Source organism: Micromonospora sp. NPDC005174 (assembly GCF_040608495.1).
GTDB lineage: Bacteria > Actinomycetota > Actinomycetes > Mycobacteriales > Micromonosporaceae > Micromonospora.
In genome coordinates this window covers 244,467-263,940 of record NZ_JBEXIJ010000004.1, presented here as the reverse complement: position 1 = coordinate 263,940, position 19,474 = coordinate 244,467, and the positions used below count along the sequence as shown (strand labels likewise).

The following is a 19,474-nucleotide window of genomic DNA, read 5'->3' as shown; positions in this document are numbered from 1 at the left end:
TGGACAGCTGGGCTTGGACGGGCTGGTTGAGGGCCCGCCATCGTCACAGTGACCCGCTTCGAGCCCTACCCACGGTGTACCGTGGCGCCGTCTGGCAGTGTCGAGCACGGCGGACGGATTCGACCGTCGCGCCGCAGCGGATTGCCGCCCGCGAAACCCGAAACGCGGACGGCGCGTTACGTTGGACATCCGGACCGCCGGTGCCACGGCGGGGTCGAGAGCGGTCGCTGTCGTAGGCGCCGGCAGGCCACGAGCAGGAGTGAGGTCGGGGAGAAACGTGCCGAGCAACGCTGGAACCACCCGTCTGGTCATCGTCGAGTCACCGGCGAAGGCCAAGACGATCTCGGGCTACCTCGGCCCGGGGTACGTCGTGGAGGCCAGCTTCGGTCACGTCCGCGACCTGCCGCGTAACGCCGCTGACGTCCCGGCCAAGTACAAGGGCGAGTCCTGGGCCCGCCTCGGGGTGGACGTCGACAACGGCTTCCATGCCCTCTACGTCGTCTCCGCCGACCGCCGGCAGCAGATCAGCAAGCTGGTCAAGCTCGCCAAGGAGGTCGACGAGATCTTCCTGGCCACGGATGAGGACCGCGAGGGCGAGGCCATCGCCTGGCACCTGGTCGAGACGCTCAAGCCCAAGGTGCCGGTCAAGCGGATGGTCTTCCACGAGATCACCAAGCCGGCCATCCAGGCTGCCGTGGCCAACCCTCGCGAGATCGACCGCGACCTGGTCGACGCCCAGGAGGCCCGGCGCATCCTCGACCGTCTCTACGGCTACGAGGTCTCCCCGGTGCTGTGGAAGAAGGTCATGCCGAAGCTCTCGGCGGGCCGGGTGCAGTCCGTGGCGACCCGGATCGTGGTCGAGCGGGAGCGGCAGCGGATGGCGTTCCGCACCGCCGAGTACTGGGACATCCTGGCCACGCTCGCCGTGGCGGACGCTGGCGAGGGGCCGCGAAACTTCAACGCCACCCTGCTCGCGTTGAACGGCGACCGGATCGCCACCGGTAAGGACTTCGAGCCGACCACCGGCCGCGTCCGTGCCGGCGCGGGGGTCGTGCACCTCGACGAGGGCGGCGCCCGTGGGCTGGCGGCCCGACTCGAAGGTCGGCCGTTCACTGTCACCCGGGTCGAGGAGAAGCCCTACCGGCGCCGCCCCTACGCGCCGTTCATCACCTCGACCCTCCAGCAGGAGGCGGCCCGCAAGCTGCGCCTGTCCTCGCAGCAGACGATGCGCACCGCGCAGCGGCTCTACGAGAACGGCTATATCACCTATATGCGTACCGACTCGGTCAACCTGTCGGAGACCGCCATCTCGGCGGCCCGCCGGCAGATCGTCGAGCTGTACGGCGAGCGCAGCGTCCCGCCGGAGCCCCGCCGCTACACCGGCAAGGTGAAGAACGCGCAGGAGGCGCACGAGGCGATCCGCCCGGCGGGAGACAACTTCCGCACGCCGGGCGAGGTGGCCAAGGAGCTGTCCGCCGAGGAGTTCAAGCTCTACGAGCTGATCTGGCGGCGCACGATCGCCTCGCAGATGACCGACGCGGTCGGCTCCAGCGTGTCGGTGCGCATCCGGGCGGTCTCCACCTCCCAGGAGGAGGCCGACTTCGGCGCGACCGGCAAGACCATCACCGACCCGGGCTTCCTGCGCGCGTACGTCGAGTCCAGCGACGACGAGAACGCCGAGGCCGAGGACGCCGAGCGCCGGCTGCCGACCCTGGTCAAGGACCAGCCGCTGACCGCAGACGAGCTGGCCGCGCAGGGCCACCACACCCAGCCGCCGTCGCGCTACACCGAGGCGTCGCTGGTCAAGGCCCTGGAGGAGCTGGGCATCGGCCGCCCGTCCACCTACGCGTCGATCATGCAGACGATCCAGGACCGGGGGTACGTCACCAAGCGCGGCCAGGCGATGATCCCCACGTTCCTGGCGTTCGCGGTGATCGGGCTGATGGAGCGGCACTACCCCCGCCTCATCGACTACGACTTCACCGCCAGCATGGAGAACGAGCTGGACGAGATCGCCGGTGGTGACCACGCCGCTGTCGACTTCCTCACCGCGTTCTACTTCGGCAGCTCCAACGGTGCCGGTGACCAGGACATCGCCCGTTCCGGTGGGCTCAAGAAGCTGGTCACCGAGGACCTGAGCGAGATCGACGCGCGCAGCGTCAACTCGATCCCGCTCTTCACCGACGAGGACGGCCGGGAGGTCGTCGTCCGGGTCGGCCGGTACGGGCCGTACCTCCAGCGGGCGGTCCCCGGCGAGACGCCGGCCGCTCCGCCCCAGGGCGAGGAGGCCAGCCCGCAGGGTGACAGGGCGCCGATCCCCGAGGGCCTCGCCCCGGACGAGCTGACGCCGGAAAAGGTGCACGAGCTGTTCCTGGGCGGTAGCGGCGAGCGCAAGCTCGGCGACGACCCGGCGACCGGCGAGCCGATCGTGCTCAAGTCCGGCCGCTACGGCCCGTACGTCTCCAGCGGAGAGCGCAAGTCCTCGCTGCTGCGCTCGCAGACGCCGGACTCGCTCTCCCTCGACGAGGCGCTGCGGCTGCTGAGCCTGCCCCGGTTGGTGGGCGTCGCGCCCGACGGCGTCGAGGTGTTCGCCAACAACGGTCGCTACGGCCCGTACGTGAAGCAGGGCGAGGAGTTCCGCTCGCTCGAGTCCGAAGAGCAGATGTTCACGGTCACCCTGGACGAGGCGCTGGCCCTGCTGGCCGCCCCGAAGACCCGTGGCCGGCGGGCCGCCGCACCGCCCCTGCGCGAGATGGGCGTCGACCCGCTCACCGAGAAGCCGCTGGTGATCAAGGACGGGCGTTTCGGCCCGTACGTCACCGATGGCGAGTTCAACGCGTCCCTTCGGCGTGGCCAGACTCCGGAGGCGCTGAGCATCGAGGAAGCATCCGAGATGCTGGCCGACAAGCGTGCCAAGGGTCCGGCGCCGCGCAAGAAGGCGGCGGCGAAGAAGGCACCCGCCAAGAAGGCCACGGCCACCAAGAAGACGGCCGCCGCCAGCAAGTCCACCGCCGCGAAGAAGACCACCACCGCCAAGGCGACGGCGGCCAGGAAGGCGACCCCGGCGAAGAAGGCGGCCCCGAAGAAGGCCGCCGCCAGGCCCGCCCAGGAGTGACGATCGCCACCCCTGTCCCTGTGGGTGAAATGTCCTATTTGGGACAGGCGGTTGGTGGAGGTCCCCTAACGTGAGGGGATGTTCGCCTACACTGCCCCACGTCGCCGGGTTCTCGTCGGCGCCTCGGCGGGAGCGCTGCTGCTCGCCGTGGCCGCAGTCGGCTTCTCGGCGATGGATGCCGGGAGTTCCCAGCCGGCCGGGGCCACCGCCTGGCACAATCCCCCGCAGACCGCCGCCGACGCGCCGTCCACCGGGCCGACCCGGGATCCCGCCGGCCGGCGGACCGTGCGACTCGTCGCCGCGGGTGACGTTCTGATCCATCCAGCGGTGACCGACCAGGCGCGCCGGGACGGTGCCCGTGCCGGGGGCATGGACTTCGCCCCGATGTTCGCCGGGGTCGCCCCGGCGGTCCGCGACGCCGACCTGGCGCTGTGCCACCTCGAGACGCCACTGGCCGATCCCGCCGGCCCGTTCGCCGGCTATCCGTCGTTCAACGTGCCTCCGCAGGTGCTCGACGGGTTGCGCACCACCGGATTCGACGGCTGCTCGACCGCCTCCAACCACACTCTCGACCAGGGCGCCGACGGGGTGGCCCGGACAATCCGCGCACTCGACGCCGCCGGGCTGGGGCACACCGGCAGCGCCCGCAGCGCCGCCGAAGCGGCCAGGCCCCGGATCTACCAGGTCGGCGACGTCCGCGTCGCCCACCTGTCGTACAGCCTGAACTTCAACGGGCTGAGCCGCCCTGCGGGCCAGCCGTGGCTGGCCAACCTGATCGATCCGCCCAAGATCCTCGCCGCCGCCCACAAGGCGCGCGCCGCCGGCGCCGACATCGTCGTGCTCAGCCTGCACTGGGGTACGGAGTATCAGCACCTGCCCGACGCCGACCAGCGGGCCTGGGCCCGGCAGTTGATCTCTTCGCCCGACGTGGACCTCATCCTGGGCCATCACGCCCACGCGGTGCAGCCGTTCCAGCGCTTCGGCGACAAGTGGGTGGTGTTCGGCATGGGCAACGAACTGGCCCGGCACGAGGAGCCGATCGACGACAACCGCGAGGGCGTGATGGTCCGGGCGACCTTCACCGAGACCGCCTCGGGGCGCTGGACGGTGACCCGGATGGAGGCACTGCCAACCTGGACCGACCTGGCACCGGCCCTCCGGCTGGTCGACCTGACCGCAGCGCTTGCCGACCCGGGCACCCCACCAGGTCCGCGGGGCGACTATCGGGCGGCGTACCAGCGGGTGATCGGCTACGTCCGGGCCCTGGGTGCCGGCCCGGACCAGGTGGTGGCGTCGGGCGGTTGAGCACCACCGCCGGGGGCGCGGCCCCTCGGGCTCCAGCCCGCGCCGTCAGGCCCCGAGGACGTGGGCCAGGTGCGGGCTGCTGAAGACGCGGTGGGGGTCCAGCCGGTCGCGGACGGCCTGGAAGTCGGCGAAGCGGGGGTACGCCTCGGCGAGTGACGCCGCGTCGCGGTAGTGCAGCTTGCCCCAGTGCGGGCGACCGCCCAGTGCCGCAGCGACCCTCTCGAAGGCCTGGAAGTACGGCTCGTACGGCATGCCGACGTACTGGTGCACGGCGACGTACGCGTTGTCCCGGCCGTAGCCGTGGGACAGCCAGATGTCGTCGGCGGCGGTGAACCGCACCTCGACCGGGAAGAGGATCTTGAACGGCAGCCCGTCCACGATCCGCCGCAGCGCGGTCAGCGCCTCGGGCAGGGCCTCGCGGGGGAGGCCGTACTCCATCTCGACGAAGCGCACCCGGCGCGGGGTGCAGAACACCCGGTCGGAGCGTCCGGTGTACCGCCGTTCGGTGAGCGCGCGGGCGGATACGGCACTGATGCCGGGCGCGAGGGCCGGTACGGCGCGGCCGAGACGGCAGGCGCCGGCGAAGACCCTGTTGGCCAGGAAGTCGTCGTCCAGCCAGCCGCGCCAGCGGGACAGCGGACGGTCGTTCGCGGGCGATCGGTCGTTGGCCTTGACCTGGACCCGGGAGGTGTAGGGGAACCAGTAGAACTCGACGTGGTCGTGCCGACCGATCAGCGCGGGAAGGTCGCCGAGCACATCGGTCAGGGCGGCGGGACGTTCGTGGGCGTGCAGGACGAAGGCGTCGACGCAGCGCAGTGTCACCTCGACCAGGACGCCGAGCGCGCCGAGCGAGACCCGGGCGGCGGCGAAGACGTCTGGGTTGTTGTCGGCGGAGCAGCGCAGCACTTCGCCGGTGCCGGTGACCAGGGTGAGAGCCTCGACGAAGGTGGAGAGGCAGCCGTAGCCGGCGCCGGTTCCGTGGGTGCCGGTGGAGATGGCCCCGGCGACGGTCTGCGCGTCGATGTCGCCCAGGTTGGGCAGCGCCAGACCGTGCCGGGCGAGCAGCCCGTTGAGCGTGTGCAGCGTCATTCCCGCCGGTACGGTGACCAGTCGGCGCGCGACATCGACGCTGACGCTGGTCTCCAGCTCGGACAACTCCATCCGCCGGTCGTCGGCGAGGGCGACGGCGGTGAACGAGTGGCCGCTGCCGGCGACGCGAATTCGGCCTCCGGTGGCGGCGGCGTCCCGGACGGCTTCGGCGACGTCGTCCGGCGAGCCGGGGCGCAGGACGGCGGTGGCGCTGCCACTCTGGTTGCCTGCCCAGTTGGACCAGCGAGCGGTGAGCGGTGCGGTGCCGACCATCTGCTCTCCCCATTCATGAATATGAACTGACTTCATATCAGGAACGTTGTCCCTGGTAAATACCGCAATTGCAGTCCGCTCGTTGTACCGGTAGTCACGGACTCGTGACGTGGAGATATGTTCATCCGTCGAAGGGGGGTGGCACCGAGTGTCCACACCAGCCGCCACGACCGGGCCGCTGCGCCGCGTACCGGTGCAGGGTCGAAGTGTCGCGCGGGTACAGCGCATGTTGGACGCCTGCGCCGAACTCGTCGACGAGGTGGGGTACGAGGGGCTGACCACGACCCTGCTCGCGGAGCGCGCCGAAGTGGCGATCGGGTCGGTCTACCAGTTCTTCCCGGACAAGCGGGCGATCGTGCAGGCGTTGACCCTGCGCACGATGGAGTCCTACCTGCAGCGGCTCGACGAGCGATTCGCCTCCGACGAGATGACCCACTGGTGGGACGGCGTCGACGCGGGGATCGACGAGTACATCACGATGCACCGCACCGTTCCCGGCTTTCGTACCCTGCACTTCGGCGACGTGGTCGACCTGCACCTGCTCGACGAGCAGCGCGACAACAACGGCGTCATCGCCGACCAGTTGGCGCGGGTGCTCACCGAGCGGTTCGGCCTGACCGACGTGCCGAAGCTGCGCTTCGTCCTGGAGATCGCGGTGGAGGCCGCCGACGCGTTGATCAAGCTCGCGTTCCGGCGGAAGTCCGACGGCGACGAGCGAGTCCTGCTCGAGGCGAAGGCGCTGATCCGGGAGTACCTGCACCGGCAGGTCGACGGGTGCGACAGCGAGCGGTCCGCCGAGGCCGCCGAGGCCGCCCAGCCCGCCTGACCAAGCGGCGGCGGGCTGGGCGGGCTGGCCCTCAGAGGAACGCGTGGCCCTCGCCCCGGTAGGTGGGCACGGTCGCCACGATCGCGTCCCCCTCGACCAGGTGCAGCTCGTTGACCCGTTCGCACAGCTCGCCCGCCTTGGCGTGCCGGAACCACACCCGGTCACCGACGCGCAGGGTGGCCGCCGCCGCGCCGGAGAGCGGGGTCTGCACCTCGCCGGCACCCTCGGTGCCGACGAGCTTCAGACCGGCCGGCAGCCACGGTCGGGGCAGCCTGCTGTCGGCGGCCTGGCCGGAGGCGATCCAACCGCCGCCGAGCACCGTCGCCAGCTCCGGCGTCGGTCGGCGGACCACCGCGCAGGCGAAGAACGCCGCCGGGGTGGGCCGCCAGGCGCGGTACGCGTCGAACAGCGTCGGCCCGTACAGGCCCGATCCCGCGGTGACCTCGGTGACCGCGGGATCGGCGCTGGTCGCCGCGACGCTGCCGGTGCCGCCGCCGTTGACGAACTCCAGGTCGGCGTGTTCGCGTACCGCCGCCACCGCCGCACCACGGCGGGCCAGCAGCTCGCGGTAGGAGCCTCGCTGGGCCAGCCTGATCGCGCCGGCCAGCAGCGCCCGCCCCGGCGGCGCGTCGCCCAGGCCGGCGATCTGCGCCTCGTACGACATGAGCCCGACCAGCCGGAAGCCGGCGCGGCCGGCGACGGTGGCGGCGAGCGCGCCGGCCGCCCGGGCGCTGTGCACCGGTGAGCGGCGGACGCCGACGTGCACCCCGCGCAGCGGTCGCCAGGAGGCGTCCAGGTCCAGGCAGAGTCGCAGCTCGGCGCGTTGCCCGGGGGCGCGGACGGCGTCGACGAAGTCGAGTTGGCCGATGCCGTCGATCATCAGGGTGATCGCCTCGGCGAGTGTCGGGTCGGCGGCCAGCTCGGCGAGCGCCGCCCGGTCGGCGCTCGGGTACGCCACCAGCACGTCGTCGCTGAGGCCGGCCCGGACCAGCCAGATCGCCTCGGGCAGGGTGAACGCCATGACACCCCGCCAACCCTCTCGGGCGAGTGCCCGGCCGATCAGGTCCCGGCTGCGCACCGACTTGCTGGCCAGCCGAATCGGCTTGCCGGCGGCGCGGTCGGCCAGGGCCGCCGCGTTGCTGTCGTAGGCGGTGAGATCCACCACGGCGTACGGGGGGTCGAGATGGGCGGTCGCCCGGTCCAGGCGCTCGCGCAGTTTGTCGCTTTCGATGGCCACGTGTGCACGCTAACTGTCCGACGAAGAATGCGAAATACCCTCGCATACGTCCTGGGCTGCGGTCGACGCCTTCGGCAGCCTAGGCTCAGCGAGCAGGAGAATGTCGCCGGTGGGGCGGCCCCCACCGGGTCTAGAGTGTTGCACCGGGGGTGCCCAGCGATGGGCCGGCACGTGGAGGTACGGCCATCGAAAGCCAGAACAGCGGCGAGTCGCCCGGCGTGTCGCGCGCGGGTGACCAGTCGGGCAACGCCGCCAACCAGTCCAGCTCCGGTCAGGTCGACCCGTCCGGCTACGCCGCGATCCGCTCGGTTCTGCGGATCAGGCCGTTCCGGCGGCTCTGGATCGTGCTCGGCGCGGCCTCCTTCGGCGACTGGCTCGGTCTGCTGGCCACCGCCCTGTTCGCCGCCTCCCAGGTGCAGGGCAGCACCGCCCAGGGCGCCGCGTTCGGCGGGGTGACCGCGATCCGGCTGCTGCCCGCGTTGGTGCTCGGCCCGGTGGCCGGCGTCTTCGCCGACCGGTTCGACCGACGCTGGACGATGGTCATCTGCGACCTGCTGCGCTTCGTCCTCTTCGCGTCCATTCCGCTCTACGCCCTCAGCGGTGCCGCGGGCGGCCTGGTGGTCGGCTGGGCGCTGATCGCCACCTTCCTGATCGAGTCGATCACCCTGCTCTGGATCCCGGCCAAGGAGGCCGCGGTCCCGAACCTGATCCCGCGGGCCCGGCTGGAGGCGGCCAACCAGCTCACCCTGATCACCACGTACGGCCTCACTCCGATCGCCGCCGCCGTCGGCCTGGCCGTGCTCGACCGTGGCGTCCGTGGTGCCGTCGGCGGCGACCTGCCCTCCTGGGCCGAGCCGGCCCAGCTCGCGCTCTGGATCAACTCCTTCTCCCGGCTCGCCACCGCGCTTGTGGTGGCGTTCGGGATCAAGGAGATCAGCGAGGCGCAGCGCGGTGAGGTCGAGCGTGCCGAGCAGAGCATGTTCCGGCAGTTCTCCGAGGGCTGGAAGTACATCGGCCAGACCCCGCTCGTCCGCGGCCTGGTGCTCGGCATCTTCGGCGCGTTCGCCGGTGGCGGCATCGTGGTCGGCACGGCCAAGTTCTTCGCCAACTCGCTGGGCGCTGGCGATGCCGCGTTCTCGCTGCTCTTCGGCGCCATGTTCCTCGGGCTGGCCCTCGGCATCGGTCTGGGTCCGATGATCGTCAAGGAGATGTCCCGGCGCCGGTGGTTCGGCATGAGCATCGTGCTCGCCAGCGCCGCCGTGATGACCCTCGCCTTCGCCATCCACCTGTCCATGGCGATCGTCGGCGCGGTGCTGGTCGGCGCCGGTGCCGGCATGGCCTTCCTGGCCGGCACCACGCTGCTCGGCGGCGAGGTGGCCGACGAGGTGCGTGGCCGGGTGTTCGCGGTGGTGCAGATCGGCACCCGGCTGGTGCTCATCCTGGCCATCGGGCTGAGCAGCGTCCTGGTCGGCGTCGGCGGCTCCCGCAAACTGACAATCGCCGACCTCGGCATCTCCGTCTCCTCCACCCGCCTGCTGCTGCTCGCCGCCGGTGCCGCCGGCATCTTCGCCGGGATCAGCGCGTTCGGCCAGATGGACGACAAGAAGGGCGTCCCCGTCCTCGCCGACCTGTGGGGCTCGATCCGGGGTCGCCCGCTGATGCCCTCCGAGCCGTTCGTCTCCGCCGGGCTCTTCGTGGTGTTCGAGGGCGGCGAAGGCGCCGGCAAGTCCACCCAGCTCACCGCGCTCGCCGAGCGGCTGCGCACCGAGGGGCGCGATGTCCTGGTCACCCGCGAACCGGGGGCCACGGCCGTCGGCCAGCGGATCCGGTCGCTGGTGCTGGACACCTCCGGCGACGAGGCGCCCTCCCCGCGCGCCGAGGCGCTGCTCTACGCCGCCGACCGGGCGCACCACGTGGCGGCCGTCGTCCGGCCCGCGCTGGTCCGTGGCGACGTGGTGATCAGTGACCGGTACGTCGACTCGTCGCTCGCGTACCAGGGCGCCGGGCGCACGCTCCCGGTCGACGAGGTCTCCTGGCTCTCCTCCTGGGCCACCGGCGGGCTCAAGCCGGATCTGGTGGTGCTGCTCGACGTCGCGCCGCGGACCGGCCTGTCCCGGGTGGCCTCGCGCAACGCGGGCACCGACCGGCTCGAGGCGGAGTCGATCGCCTTCCACGAGCGCGTCCGCTACGCGTTCCTGGACCTCGCCGCCGCCGATCCGAAGCGCTACCTGGTGCTCGACGCGTCCCAGCCGGTCGACGAGATCACTCAGCTCGTGGTCCGGCGGGTGCGGGAGATGCTCGGCAAGCCGGGCGGCATCGTGCACCCCCGGCCCGCGCAGGGCCCGGACACCTCGGTGCAGCCGGAGTTATCCGACGCGGAGCTGGTGACGATGGAGCACAAGACCTGATGCCGGACGTCTTCGCCGACCTGGTCGGCCAGGACGAGGCGGTCGCCGAACTGCGTCGGGCCGCCGGCGCGGCGGCAGCCGTGCTGGCCGCCGGTGCCGCCGACCGGGCACCCGCGCTGGTCGCTGTCGGCCTTCCCAGCGAGGCTGCTTCCAAGGCCGGTGACGCCGAGCCCGGCGTGCTGGACCCGTCCACCGGGATGACGCACGCCTGGATCTTCACGGGGCCGCCGGGCTCCGGCCGTTCGGTCGCCGCCCGCGCCTTCGCCGCAGCCCTGCAGTGCACGTACGGCACCGGCTGCGGCGAGTGCCCCGGCTGCCACACCACGATGGGCGGGACCAACGCCGACGTCCGGCTGGTGGTGCCGGAGGGGCTCTCCATCGGCGTCGGCGAGATGCGCGCGCTGGTGCTGCGGGCGGCGAGCACCCCGTCCGGCGGGCGCTGGCAGGTGGTGGTCATCGAGGACGCCGACCGGCTCACCGAAGCGGCCGGCAACGCGCTGCTCAAGGCCATCGAGGAGCCGCCACCACGGACTGTCTTCCTACTCTGCGCCCCGTCCACCCACCCGGACGACATCTCGGTGACCATCCGGTCGCGCTGTCGGGTCGTACCCCTGCGGCAGCCGCCGGCTACCGCGGTGGCCGAGGTGCTGGTCCGTCGGGACGGCATCGCGCCCGACGTGGCGCAGTGGGCGGCGTCGGCCGCGCAGGGCCACGTGGGGCGGGCCCGCCGGCTCGCCCGCGACCCGGAGGCCCGCAAGCGGCGTGAGGCGGTGCTGGCCGTACCGCGCCGGCTGACCGGCGTGGGCGCGGCGTTCGACGCGGCGTCCGCGCTGATCGAGGCCGCCGAGGCGGAGGCCGAGGCGTCGGTCGCCGAGGCCGACACGGCCGAACGGGCCGCGCTGGAGACGGCGCTCGGCGCGGGCGGCACCGGCCGGGGCGCGGCCGGCGCGATCCGGGGTGCCGCCGGGCAGCTCAAGGAACTGGAGAGGCGGCAGAAGTCGCGGGCCACCCGGGCCCAACGCGACGCGCTGGACCGGGCGCTCGTCGACCTGGCCGGCTTCTACCGCGACGCGCTCACCATGGCGCTGCGCGCCCCGGTCGACGCGGTGCACACCGACACCGCCGCGCTCGCTGCCGCCGGAGCCCAGAAGTGGGACGCCGAGGGGTCGCTGCGCCGGTTGGAGGCCGTGCTCGCCTGCCGGGCGGCGATCGAGGCGAACGTCAAGCCGCGCATCGCGGTCGAGGCGATGATGCTGACCCTCTGGAAGGGCTGAGCCGCAGCTCCCGCCCGGTTGTCCACAGCCATCGACACGCGCGATTGGTGTGCGGTACGGTCCGGTGTGCCGTGGTGACGGCGACAGCACGCTCAGTGATGGCCCATCCGGGAGGAGTCGCCGATGCCGCGGGGGGAGATCGACGAGGCCTGGATCGAGGAGGCGGTGCGGCGCTACCGCCGTATCGAGTCGTTGCAGGCCGAGTTCGACCAGGCCGTGTCGACGGTCGAGGTCACCGTCCGATCACCGGACGGGTTGGTCGAGGTGGTGGTCACCGCCGGCGGGCGGATCACCGACGTCCGGTTCCTGGGGCCACTGCACGCCCGCAGCCCGCGCGACGTGGCCGGCTCGGTGCAGGCCGCTGTCACCGCGGCGGCGGACGCCGCCGAGTGGGCCCGGGAGAAGCTGCACAACGAGACGTTCGCCGCCTACCGACCGCTCGCGGGGGCCTGAGATGGACACACTGCGCGCCCTCTCCGCCCGCCTGGACGAGGCGAGCGCCACGCTCACCACCCTGTCCCACACCGTCACCGCCAGCGATCCGGCCCAGACCGCGTTCGGCGCGGACGCCCCGGGTCGCCCCGGCGAGATCGGTCGCGCGCTGTACCGCCAGTGGGCCGCCGCCACCGACGACCGGGCCCGCGAGGCGCGAGCCGCCGCCGGCCGGCTCGCCGCCGCCGCCTCGGCGGTCCGCGAGGCCGCCGACCGCTACGCCGAGGTCGACCGCGCGGCACGACGCCGGATCACCGGAGAGCCGTGATGGATCCACTGGACCGGCTCGCCGAACCCGGCCTCGATCTGCTTCGCCGGGTGGACGCGTTGCTCGCGGCCGGCGTCCCCGAAGGCCACCGGGTCTGGCCGCTGCTACGCCGGATGCAGGTGCTGCCGGGCGACGCCGTCCGGGGCTTCCTCGACCTGCACCCGGCGCCGCTGGCCAGCGCCGGGCACGCCGTGCGCCGGTTGGTCCGGGGGTACGACGATGTCGGCGCCGCGCTCACCGACCCGGTGCTCTGGTCGGGGCCGGCCGCCTCGGCGTACGGGCAGGAGCGTGCCGCGCTGCTGCGCCACCTGGACGAAGGTCCGGAGAGCCTGGTCGGCCGGATGGACTCCACCGCCGGATACGCCGACGCGCTCGCCGACTGGGTGGAGGGCAGCCGCCTTGCCCTCGCCCGGACGGTGGCCGACGTGCTGCGCTCGGCCGAGGCGGTGGCCGTGGTCGCCGCCACCGCGGCAGGTCCACCGACCCGCCTGACGCCGGTCGGGCCGGGCGTCGCCGACGCGGCCGAGATCGCCGCGCGGGTGCTGGCGGTGCTCTGCGTCGCGTACGACGGTGCCGAGACCCTGCTGCGCCAGTGGGCGCCGAGCCTGGCCGAGTCCACCTGGCGGCCGACGACCCAGGGCCGCCCCCGCTACGACCAGCCCACCCGGGTCGGCTGGTAGCCAGATCCGGCCACGACGTCGTCGCGCTCCGGCCCTGGTGTGTGGCTCGGTCCGGCCATGGGGCTCGCTCGCGGACAGGCCACGGCGTCGCTCGTGGGCGCCTGAGCAGAGTCGGCGCCCACGGCGACGCCGTGGTCTTCCCCCTGCACCCCCCGCAGGTCTGCCTCCACTCAACGCCGCTCGCGAGCGTTTGTCCCCTCCTGGGGCGCGGATTCAACCGTCTGGGCGAGGGTCATCGGCACGACGGGTGGCTCGGCAATCGGTCGAGTCGACGGTCATGAATGGCGGCCGAGGCATCGGCCGCTGCGTCCTTTGCGGTGATCCGTCGTAGGGTGGGGGGATGGGCATGCTCTGCGCGGTCAGCTTCAACCGGTACGGGCGCCTCTACTACCTCGACCCGGGCGAGTTGCGTCCGCAGGTGGGTGACCGGGTGCTCGTGCCGACCGACGACGGGCCCGAGGTGGCCGAGTGCGTCTGGGCCGCTCAGTGGGTGAGCGAGGAGACCGACGGCTTCCCCCGGCTCGTGGGCGTGGCCGGCGACGACGACCTACGCCGCGACGAGGCACTGCGTCGCCGCAAGGCCGAGGCCAAGGTGGCGGCGAAACGGCTGATCCGCGCGCACGGCCTTCCGATGAAGGTGGTGGCCGTCGACCACGTGCTCGGCTCCGCCGACGGCGGTGGCGAGCGCAGCACCGTCTACTTCACCGCCCCGCACCGGGTGGACTTCCGTTCGTTGGTCCGCGACCTGGGCGCCACCCTGCACTGTCGGGTCGAGCTGCGCCAGCTCTCGGCGCGCGACTCGGCCCGCGTGCAGGGCGGCATCGGGTCGTGCGGCCGGGACCTGTGCTGCGCGACGTTCCTCACCGACTTCGAGCCGGTGACGATCCGGATGGCCAAGGATCAGGACCTGCCGCTGAACCCGCTGCGTATTTCGGGGGCATGCGGTCGGTTGATGTGCTGCCTCAAGTACGAGCACCCGTTGTACCAGCGCTTCCAGGAGACCGCGCCCGCCGTCGGCAGTCGGGTGACGACGCCCGAGGGTGCTGGCCGAGTGGTAGGACACAGCGTGCCCCGTGATGCGGTGACCGTCCGCCTCGACGCCGACGGCTCCCGCTGCTCCTGCTCGCGCGCTTCCGTCTGCGCCCCCCGCCAAGCCCACGACCAGCACTACACCCCCTAACCCCCCCCGCGCCCCCAGCCCGGCTCCCGCTCCCGCTCCCGCTCCCGCTCCCGGTTGATCATGAAGTTATTGCCACCACTGGCGGCGTGTCGGGGCAATAACTTCATGATCAACTAGGCGGGACGGCGGAGTGGGTCAGGTGAGGACCACCGGGGGTTCCGTCAGGTGCGGGGTCAGGGCGGTTTTGGGGAGCAGCCAGCTTGCCGTCGGGGACTGGTCGGGATTGACCTGCCAGTCGCGGGAGACCCGGTCGACGCCGATCGCGTACACGGTCAGCGTGCCGTCCGGGTCGATGCGCAGCCGCAGGAACGACTTGGAGTCCTCGATGCCCTGGCCGGCGAACAGCTCGTTGACGTTGACCCCGAACGCACTCGCCAACAGCAGGTACGCCGCCACCAGTTGGCTCGCCACCAGGCCGATGACCGGGCCGTACAGCACCACTGCGGCGACCGCCGGCAGCGGCCACGGCCAGTCGTAGAACGGCAGGGCCAACCAGACCCAGGCGCCGCCGGCGGCGAGGGCGACATGGGCCACACCGTGGCCGACGCCGAGAAGCCAGTGCCGCGCGTGCCGCTTGCCGCTGGCGCTGGGCGGCTTGGCGAACAGGACCGCTGCGATCACCGTCACGAGCACCATCATCACCAGCGGGACGCTGAACAGTCGCTGATCGCTGCTGTCGGCCCAGTTCGCCGTCGCGCCCGCCATCGCGAGCATCAGCAGGGTGTGCAGGGTGCCGAGCAGCGTGGTGAAGCCGGGATTGCGGAACGGCAGTCGAGGAAAAATGCCCCAGCCGTAGCGGCGCGAGCGAGCCACGTCCGGATAGCGGGCCACCAGGTCGTACTGCTGGGTGCGGCTGGCCCGCCGGGCCAGCGTGTCGCGCGGTGGCACCTCGATGCGCTCGGGCAGCTTGTGCGTCGGGTACAGGTAGGCCCCGCCGCCACCGCAGGTGATCAGTTGCCGCTCGGGTCCGGTGTAGCGGGCGTAGTGGTGCAGGTCGCCGGAGAGCAGCAGCCGTACCTGTGCACCCGTCGGGTCGATGATCGTGCGGACGAAGTAGTCGATCGAGTCGTACGCCGTCGGACTGTCGGCGGCCTTCACCCACGTCGGCGACGGCGTCGCAATTATTACCTTCGACTCCGGGGTGAGGCGCCGGGCCACCTCGTCGAAGTAGGCCAACTGCGGGTCGTCCAGATACGAGCCGGACTGGTCGTCGACGCCGAGCAGCCACCATCCGGCCGGCAACTCGACGGCGAAGTACGACCGCGACTGCCCGGTACGCCAGCCGGCGAAGTTGCGGTCCCGGGAGCGGACGAACAGCCGCAGGAAGGCGGTCAGGCCGTCGTACCAGTCATGGTTGCCCGGCACCGCGAACAACGTGGGACGGTCGGGCGGCGTCGCCGGCAGCGCGGCCTGGTAGGGGCCCTTGCAGCGGTTCTCGTACTCCGCGTAGGCCGCCGACGGGTACACCTGGTCGCCACCCATCACGAGTGTCTGCGCGCGGGGCAGCCGGTGTCCGTCCACGGTCAGCTCCGGCTGCGCCAGCAGGTACGCGACGGAGTAGGTGGCGTGGAAGCCGTCCCCGAGGTCGGCCACGTAGTCGAGCCAGAGCCCACCGTCCGGTCCGGCCTGCCGGAAGATGTCGTCGCCGAAGGCGTTCTGCAACTCGCGCTTGTCGAGGTACGCGCCGAACAGGATCGCCAGCAGCGTCCGGATGCCGGTGCTGATCAGCAGGAACGGCGCCAGCCACGGCACCGGCTTGCGCGGGGTGAAGCCCAGTTCGAGCGGATCGGTCGAGCGCGGGCGGCGAGGAGCCGGCTCCCCGTCGGGTTGTTCCTCCGCCGGTCCTGGGTGATCGTCGCGTTCGTCAGTCACCCGCCGCAGCGTAGTACCGGTCTGGATGCAGCGCTGTCCGGTAATTAGCCGGATGGGGGTGGTTGTCCGTTTGGTGCGGACCGGAGCGTCGCAGGGGTATCCCGCTCCGCCCGGGGCCTTCGGGTGCCGTACACTTCCTGATCGTTGCCGCCTTAGCTCAGTCGGCTAGAGCGACGCACTCGTAATGCGTAGGTCGACGGTTCGATTCCGTCAGGCGGCTCAGAGGATGCCCCGATCAGCGGAGACGCTGATCGGGGCATTTTTCATCGATGATCAGTCAGCCTCAGCTCATGGTGGGCGGTCTGTCGCGATCTTGACAGGGTCGACCGGTTCGGGGACAGTCAGTCCACTAGTCAATTGATGGATTGGTGGTCACGGTGATCTTCCGGATCGACCGGCGGACCGGGACCGCCGTGTATGTCCAGCTGATGCAGCAGGTCCGCCAGGCGGTCCGGATGGGCCGGCTGGCACCCGGAGATCAGCTGCCGCCCGCCCGGGAGGTCTCGGAGCACACGGGCATCAATCCCAACACCGTTCTCAAGGCGTACCGGGAGCTGGAGATGGCGGGTCTCGTGGAAGCGCGGCAGGGTTCCGGCACGTTCGTGCGGGAGCACCTGACGCCGCTGCCGCAGAACGGGCAGGTGCTGCGTCGCGAGCTGGCCGCCTGGTCTCTTCGCGCCCGAGCGGCGGGTCTGGACGTCTCGGACATGCAGGCTCTGCTCGCCGAGGTGACGGCGGATCCCGAACCGGTCGTGGCGGAGCTTGACCGTGTCGGCTGACCGCGTGCCTCCGGCGCTAGACGTCGCGGGGGTCACCTCCCGCTTCGGCGGGCGGCGCGCCCTCGACGACTGCTCGCTCACCGTGCCGCCTGGTGCCGTCACCGCGATCGTCGGACGCAACGGGGCCGGCAAGAGCACGCTTCTACGCGTCGCCGCTGGGCTGCTGCGGCCGGACCGCGGCGCGGTGCGGGTGTTCGGCGAGCCGACTGGAGACCGCGCACTTCCCTCGATCGGGTATGTGGCCCAGCACGCGCCGCTCTACCCGATGCTGACGGTGGCGCAGACGCTGGTCCTGGGCGGCAGGCTCAATCCGCGCTGGGATCACGCGTACGCACAACAGCTCGCCGACGACGCCGCGTTACCGCCCGCAGCCCGGGTGGGTGACCTCGCCCCGGGGCACCGCACCCGCCTGGCGCTGGTGATGGCGCTGGCCAAGCGCCCCCGGTTGCTGCTGCTCGACGAGCCCTTGGCGCCGCTCGACCCGGTCGCCCGGGCCCAGGTCGCCGGGGTGCTGATGGCGGACGTCGCCGACCGTGGCACGACTGTGGTGCTCTCGTCGCATGTGGTGGCCGATATCGACGGCGTCTGTGATCACCTGGTGGTGCTGGCCGAAGGTCGCACTCGCCTCGCCATCGAGGTGGAACAGGCGCTGGCCGGCCACCTGGTCGCGGTGGGCGCTGGCCGCGAGCTCGGTGCGCTCGACGGCACGGAGGTCATCGAGGTCCGCGCCGCGGGCCGCGACGCCGCTGCCCTGATCCGGTCGGCCGGACCCGTCCCGACGGCTGGCCTGGCATGGCACCGCCCGGCGTTGGAGGAACTGATCCTGGGTTACCTGCGGGCGGCCGGCCCGCAGCCGGAGCGAAAGGTGCCCACCGCATGAACTGGCTCGCCCTGCGGCTGCTGCGCCCGTACCTGATCATCGCGGCTGCGCTGAGCGTCGCCTCGGCCGCCTTCGTGCTGGCCGGTGCGTATGTCATCCGGCAGCAGGCCGACGTGCACGGCATCGTGATCGGGGATTACGCGGCTGACCGTACCGGCCTGTGTGAACCGCTCGTCAGCTGCCTGCCCGCCGGTTCGGCGACGAACCTGGCCCAGGCCATCGCACTGGTCGCCGCGTTCGTGCCGTTGCTGCTCGGGCTGATCCTGGGCGTGCCGCTGTTCGCCCGGGAACGGGAGGAGTCGACCGACGACTTCCTGCTCACCCAGTCGGTGCCCCGGCTACGCTGGCTTATCACCAAGCTCCGTTGGGCGTTGGTGGCCGGCGGGATCGGCGCGGTCACGGTAGCCGTTCCGTTCCGCCTGGCGGCTGCCCGGTACACGTTGATCCTTGACGATGCCGGCTTCGCGGTGCTGCGCGAGCTCCACCGGAACAACATCGGCTTCATGGTGATGCAGACCGTGTTCATCACCGCCCTGGCCGGCATCATCGGCCTGGCCGTCGGCCGCACGCTGCGTACCCTGGCTCTCACGGTCGCGGCGTGGCCCGTGGCGCTGGTCGCCGCGCAGATCGGCGGCCTGCTGCTCGGCCTGCTGGCCGTGGTGCTCACGTCGTGGTCCGGACCCCTCTCCATGATGTTCGGCACCCTGACCGAGGACGAGACCGCGACGTTCGCGGCGCTCGCACTTGCCGCCGGCACGGCCGTCACGGTGCTCCTCGGACGGCGGATCATCGCACCGTCCGGTCCGACCCACACCTCTGCGGAGGGCGTCGAGCAATCCCGTGCGTCTTGAGGTCGACGGACAGCGGATCGTGCACCCGAAGAGCCACGGCACATCGTCGTCGGCCGGACCCTCGTGCAGTCCAGGGACGAACCTCGATGATCGATGACAGGTCGGGGAGCGCGACCTTCGAGGCGTAGGTCGACGGTCGGGTTGCCCGTTGGCCTATCCGGCAACCACCCACAGTTATCGACCTGTGTCGAATCAGTTGGCGTAGATGTGGCGCGAACCTCGTAGCATTGATGGCGGACGTTGGACCGATGACCGGGAGGGGTGGCATGAAGTTCGACATGGGGGCGCAGACGCTCGGCAGTCTGACCAAGCAGACGCAGGGGTCATCCGATGATCTCGGTTCTCTGATCAAGCAGTTGATCACCGCGGCGGAGCCGTTGCAGGGCAACTTCAACGGGGCCGGACGTGTGGCGTTCGATTCGTTCAAGGCCAATGCCGATTCGATCACCGCCGAACTCAACTCGGCTCTCGGTGCGATTCTCGGCGGCCAGGGTGGGATGGACTCCTCGTTCGGCCAGGGTGACACCGAGATGTCGGACAACGCCAGGTCGTCCGAGGGCACCGCGAACTTCGACGCCGCCAGGTTCTCCAGCAGCCGCTGACACGGGGAGTGACAGTCATGACAGACCGACGCAGTTTCGACACCGGCACCTCGCAGCAGGTTCAAGGTGACCTCGCCGGCATCATCGGGCGGCTCGAGTCGTTGATCTCGCAGCGCAGCTCCGACGTCGCCGCCGCCATGGCCGACTTCCAGGCCGATGGGGTGTCCGAGGAGTACCGGACAGTCGAGGACCGGTGGAACCGGGCAGCGGGCGAGGTCCGCACGATCATCGACCTGGTCAAGACCACCATGACCAAGAACGACGAGACGGCGAACAGCACGCTGTCCCGGGCCCGCTCTGCGGTGCAGTCGATCGGTTGAGTCGTTATCCGACGAGTTGTTGA

At 71.6% G+C, this 19,474-nt stretch carries 17 protein-coding genes and 1 tRNA gene; 15 read left to right on the top strand and 3 right to left on the bottom strand.

Annotation, left to right across the window (positions count from 1 at the left end; translation table 11 throughout):
• Positions 1-277: 277 nt before the first annotated feature.
• Both topA and ABZU91_RS07670 read left to right on the top strand, forming a co-directional pair.
• The gene (gene topA / locus ABZU91_RS07675; RefSeq protein ID WP_355235492.1) at positions 278-3,115 is read left to right on the top strand and encodes a type I DNA topoisomerase; all 2,838 of its coding nucleotides are present in this window, start codon (positions 278-280) and stop codon (positions 3,113-3,115) included.
• Between the two features lie 78 nt (positions 3,116-3,193).
• Positions 3,194-4,420 (top strand): CapA family protein, encoded by a 1,227-nt coding sequence (locus ABZU91_RS07670; RefSeq protein WP_355235489.1) that lies wholly within the window; start codon positions 3,194-3,196, stop codon positions 4,418-4,420.
• Between the two features lie 45 nt (positions 4,421-4,465).
• On the opposite strand, the gene ABZU91_RS07665 is transcribed toward ABZU91_RS07670, so the two are convergent.
• Positions 4,466-5,782 carry a D-arabinono-1,4-lactone oxidase gene (locus ABZU91_RS07665; RefSeq protein WP_355235486.1) on the bottom strand — a complete coding sequence of 439 codons (1,317 nt, stop codon included), beginning with the start codon at positions 5,780-5,782 and terminating at the stop codon, positions 4,466-4,468.
• A 226-nt stretch (positions 5,783-6,008) separates the two neighbouring features.
• Between ABZU91_RS07665 and ABZU91_RS07660 the strand changes: the two genes are divergently transcribed.
• Positions 6,009-6,608 (top strand): TetR family transcriptional regulator, encoded by a 600-nt coding sequence (locus ABZU91_RS07660; protein ID WP_355235769.1) that lies wholly within the window; start codon positions 6,009-6,011, stop codon positions 6,606-6,608.
• Positions 6,609-6,639: 31 nt separating this feature from the next.
• Here the strand turns inward: ABZU91_RS07660 and ABZU91_RS07655 are convergent, their stop codons facing one another.
• A complete protein-coding gene (locus ABZU91_RS07655) occupies positions 6,640-7,845 on the bottom strand; it encodes an amino acid deaminase/aldolase (protein ID WP_355235483.1) in 1,206 nt (401 codons plus the stop codon).
• Positions 7,846-8,162: 317 nt separating this feature from the next.
• On the opposite strand from ABZU91_RS07655, the gene tmk reads away from it, so the two are divergent.
• From tmk to ricT, 6 genes are all read left to right on the top strand, one after another.
• Entirely contained in the window at positions 8,163-10,253 is a 2,091-nt protein-coding gene (gene tmk / locus ABZU91_RS07650; RefSeq protein ID WP_355235766.1) for a dTMP kinase, read from the top strand.
• Positions 10,253-11,527, top strand: coding sequence for a DNA polymerase III subunit delta' (locus tag ABZU91_RS07645; RefSeq protein ID WP_355235480.1), 1,275 nt, complete (start codon positions 10,253-10,255; stop codon positions 11,525-11,527). Before tmk ends, ABZU91_RS07645 begins: the two co-directional genes overlap by 1 nt.
• Positions 11,528-11,650: 123 nt before the next feature.
• On the top strand, positions 11,651-11,980 hold the full coding sequence (locus tag ABZU91_RS07640; RefSeq protein ID WP_203122400.1) for a YbaB/EbfC family nucleoid-associated protein: 330 nt from the start codon (positions 11,651-11,653) through the stop codon (positions 11,978-11,980).
• A 1-nt stretch (position 11,981) separates the two neighbouring features.
• A complete protein-coding gene (locus tag ABZU91_RS07635) occupies positions 11,982-12,287 on the top strand; it encodes a hypothetical protein (protein ID WP_355235477.1) in 306 nt (101 codons plus the stop codon).
• Positions 12,287-12,967, top strand: a complete 681-nt coding sequence (locus tag ABZU91_RS07630; protein ID WP_355235475.1) for a hypothetical protein — start codon at positions 12,287-12,289, stop codon at positions 12,965-12,967. Before ABZU91_RS07635 ends, ABZU91_RS07630 begins: the two co-directional genes overlap by 1 nt.
• Positions 12,968-13,307: 340 nt before the next feature.
• On the top strand, positions 13,308-14,147 hold the full coding sequence (ricT, locus tag ABZU91_RS07625; protein WP_355235472.1) for a regulatory iron-sulfur-containing complex subunit RicT: 840 nt from the start codon (positions 13,308-13,310) through the stop codon (positions 14,145-14,147).
• A 135-nt stretch (positions 14,148-14,282) separates the two neighbouring features.
• On the opposite strand, the gene ABZU91_RS07620 is transcribed toward ricT, so the two are convergent.
• Entirely contained in the window at positions 14,283-16,019 is a 1,737-nt protein-coding gene (locus tag ABZU91_RS07620; RefSeq protein ID WP_355235469.1) for a metallophosphoesterase, read from the bottom strand.
• A 146-nt stretch (positions 16,020-16,165) separates the two neighbouring features.
• Here ABZU91_RS07620 and ABZU91_RS07615 point away from each other — a divergent pair.
• From ABZU91_RS07615 to ABZU91_RS07590, 6 genes are all read left to right on the top strand, one after another.
• Positions 16,166-16,239 (top strand) — tRNA-Thr (locus ABZU91_RS07615).
• 157 nt (positions 16,240-16,396) lie between these two features.
• Positions 16,397-16,798 (top strand): GntR family transcriptional regulator, encoded by a 402-nt coding sequence (locus ABZU91_RS07610; protein ID WP_355235466.1) that lies wholly within the window; start codon positions 16,397-16,399, stop codon positions 16,796-16,798.
• Positions 16,788-17,678 carry an ATP-binding cassette domain-containing protein gene (locus ABZU91_RS07605; RefSeq protein ID WP_355235464.1) on the top strand — a complete coding sequence of 297 codons (891 nt, stop codon included), beginning with the start codon at positions 16,788-16,790 and terminating at the stop codon, positions 17,676-17,678. Before ABZU91_RS07610 ends, ABZU91_RS07605 begins: the two co-directional genes overlap by 11 nt.
• Positions 17,675-18,529, top strand: coding sequence for a hypothetical protein (locus ABZU91_RS07600; protein ID WP_355235461.1), 855 nt, complete (start codon positions 17,675-17,677; stop codon positions 18,527-18,529). The genes ABZU91_RS07605 and ABZU91_RS07600 overlap by 4 nt, the downstream gene beginning before the upstream one ends.
• A gap of 266 nt (positions 18,530-18,795) precedes the next feature.
• Positions 18,796-19,131 (top strand): hypothetical protein, encoded by a 336-nt coding sequence (locus ABZU91_RS07595; protein ID WP_355235458.1) that lies wholly within the window; start codon positions 18,796-18,798, stop codon positions 19,129-19,131.
• A gap of 17 nt (positions 19,132-19,148) precedes the next feature.
• Positions 19,149-19,451, top strand: coding sequence for a pore-forming ESAT-6 family protein (locus ABZU91_RS07590; RefSeq protein ID WP_355235455.1), 303 nt, complete (start codon positions 19,149-19,151; stop codon positions 19,449-19,451).
• Positions 19,452-19,474: the final 23 nt, after the last annotated feature.